This is a genomic window from uncultured Eudoraea sp., from assembly GCF_947258525.1.
Classification (GTDB): Bacteria; Bacteroidota; Bacteroidia; order Flavobacteriales; family Flavobacteriaceae; genus Eudoraea.
In genome coordinates this window covers 1-2,534 of the sequence record NZ_CAMYIP010000104.1, presented here as the reverse complement: position 1 = coordinate 2,534, position 2,534 = coordinate 1, and the positions used below count along the sequence as shown (strand labels likewise).

Genomic DNA, 2,534 nt, shown 5'->3' with positions numbered 1-2,534 from the left:
TTAGCGGTGCTGTTGGGAATTTTAATTTCAAGGTTACTACAAGCAAAAAGAGTCTTAAGGCTTCAGAATCCTTACAGGCTATTGTACAGGTAGAAGGAAGTGGAAATCTAAAGCTATTTCAATTACCCGTTTTGGAAATGCCAGGATCTCTGGAAGTATACGAGCCAGAGTTTAATGAAAATGTAAGAACCACTCTTTCTGGTATGCAAGGTAAGGTGAGCAATCAATATACGGTGGTACCTTCCTATAAAGGCAAATATCCCATTCCTCCCATCCGTTTTAGTTATTTTAATCCTAAAACACAGGGGTATGAATCCATTTCTTCCGAAGAGATCATGATAGATGTACTGGAAGGGCCGATGGAAACTTCGGCAGGGAATATTGCCGTTGGGCAAAATAAACGCTCAATTCTAACCACGGGATCGCAATTCCATTTTATAAAATTGACTCCTAATTTACAAGCTATAAAAGAAGTTGTCTTTTTTGGCTCTTTAAAATTTTATCTTTTCCTACTCAGTCCGCTTCTTCTAATTCCACTTGCCATTGTCTTTGGAAAGAAAAGAGAAGCTATTGCCAGTGATGCAGTGGGAAACAGAATAAAAAAGGCCAATAGACTAGCCAGAAAATTCCTTTTTAAAGCTAAAAAAGCTTTAGGAGAAAAAGATGCGTTTTATATCGCCCTGGAAAAGGCCTTGCATAATTATCTGAAAGCAAAACTAAAGATAGAAACCTCCGAATTTACCAAGGAGAAAATTGAATCATTACTTGTTCAGAAAACGGTGGATGCAGATACTACAGAGGGTTTTATTAGCCTGCTAAAGAATTGTGAAATGGCGAGGTACAGTCCATTTTCTGAGGTTCAAATGCAACAAGATTACAACAAGGCCAGTGAGGTCATTTCAGCCATGGATAAACAATTGTAGTCATGAAAAAGTGGATTTTATTAGTATGTATATTCTCCTTTACTTTAGGGTTAGCACAAAACGAGATATTATTCGATAGTGCTACCAAAGCTTATAATGAAGGGAACTATGAAGACGCCATTGACAACTATCATGAGATCCTGAAATCGGGCCAGCATTCTTCCGAGGTGTATTTTAATCTGGGTAATTCGTATTACAAGGTAAATAAAATAGGTCCCAGCATCTATTATTACGAAAAAGCGCTGCTGCTCAATCCCAATGATGCTGAAATTTTGAGCAACTTGTCCTTTGCCCAAAATATGACTATCGATGCCATTGAGCCTATGCCGAAGACATCCATTACTAGAATGGTTGCGAGTGTAAAGAATGTTCTCACCTTTGATCAATGGGCCTATACCGCTGTGATCTTTATGTTTTTGTTTGTTCTGTTGTACCTGGCCTTCTACTTTTTTCAATTTGCCGATAGAAAAAGAATGGCATTTATTGCAAGTATGATATGTTTACTTGCAACCGCCATCAGTATCTTGTTTGCCTTTATTCAATATCAGGACTTTACACAAACACAGCCCGCTATTATTTTCGCTTCAGAAACTGCAGTGAAGGAAGAACCCAACAACAGGAGCAATACAATTTTTGACCTTCATGAGGGAAGCAAAGTTTTTGTAGAATAAGAATTAGTCGATTGGAATAAGATTCGACTGGCGGATGGTAAAAATGGATGGATCCCTGCAACCGATCTTAGAATGTTGAAAGATTTTTAGTTTATCCTTAACATATTTTTACTGATTTTCCTTATATTTTTGGACTTGTTGTTTCTGTAATTATGAAGTCATTTATAATTGTCATCTTAACGTCTGTCTGGGTAACAGGAATTTTGGCTCCGCCAATGCTCCAGCTTATGGATGTTACTAAGCCTTTTATATCGATCAATTTGAATGAAGAAGAGCCTCAGGAACAGGCAAAAAAAGATCTTAGTGAAGAGATCATCCTTTCAAATCTTCCCGGACATCAATCAGTTTTCTTTGTAAGTAATTTATCCCAAACTAACTGGGAACAAAGTTTACTTTATTTGTCTTACTCTACAGAGATACAGCTTCCTCCTCCTGAGGTTGCTCAATAGTGTTTCATCTTTTTAACTTATTAATAAACAACCTTGAGCCTCTGGTTCAGGAAACAAACATCTTGTTATTATGTTTAAAACTTTAAAAAAAGATTTACCAGCTAGTATAGTTGTATTCTTCGTGGCCCTTCCACTTTGCCTGGGCATAGCCCTTGCCAGTGGTGCTCCATTATTTTCCGGCTTAATTGCAGGCATTGTAGGTGGTATTGTCGTTGGGTCCTTAAGTGGCTCCCAAATTGGCGTCAGTGGCCCGGCGGCTGGGTTAGCCGCCATAGTGCTCACCGCTATTGGCGCCTTAGGCGGGTATCAGAACTTTTTAGTAGCTGTAGTACTAGGTGGCGCTATTCAGTTACTTTTTGGTGTACTAAAGGCAGGGGTCATAGGATACTACTTCCCTTCTTCTGTTATTAAAGGTATGCTTACTGGCATTGGTATCATCATTATCCTGAAGCAGATTCCCCACTTTTTTGGGTATGACGCAGACCCGGAAG

The 2,534-nt window shown here is 38.8% G+C and carries 4 protein-coding genes; all 4 read left to right on the top strand.

Annotated elements, in window-relative coordinates:
• A partial coding sequence (locus tag Q0X89_RS07780; RefSeq protein WP_297692829.1) for a BatD family protein occupies positions 1-923 on the top strand: 923 nt, incomplete at its 5' end.
• A 2-nt stretch (positions 924-925) separates the two neighbouring features.
• Entirely contained in the window at positions 926-1,594 is a 669-nt protein-coding gene (locus Q0X89_RS07775; protein WP_367177029.1) for a tetratricopeptide repeat protein, read from the top strand.
• A gap of 152 nt (positions 1,595-1,746) precedes the next feature.
• Complete coding sequence (locus Q0X89_RS07770) at positions 1,747-2,043, top strand: hypothetical protein (RefSeq protein ID WP_297692827.1); 297 nt, start codon at positions 1,747-1,749, stop codon at positions 2,041-2,043.
• A 70-nt stretch (positions 2,044-2,113) separates the two neighbouring features.
• Positions 2,114-2,534 (top strand): SulP family inorganic anion transporter (locus tag Q0X89_RS07765; protein WP_297692825.1); only part of this gene is annotated, 421 nt, incomplete at its 3' end.

Coding starts and splice junctions, on each gene's coding strand:
- Q0X89_RS07775 (WP_367177029.1), top strand. CDS start 926: ATGAAAAAGTGGATTTTATTAGTATGTATATTCTCCTTTACTTTAGGG.
- Q0X89_RS07770 (WP_297692827.1), top strand. CDS start 1,747: ATGAAGTCATTTATAATTGTCATCTTAACGTCTGTCTGGGTAACAGGA.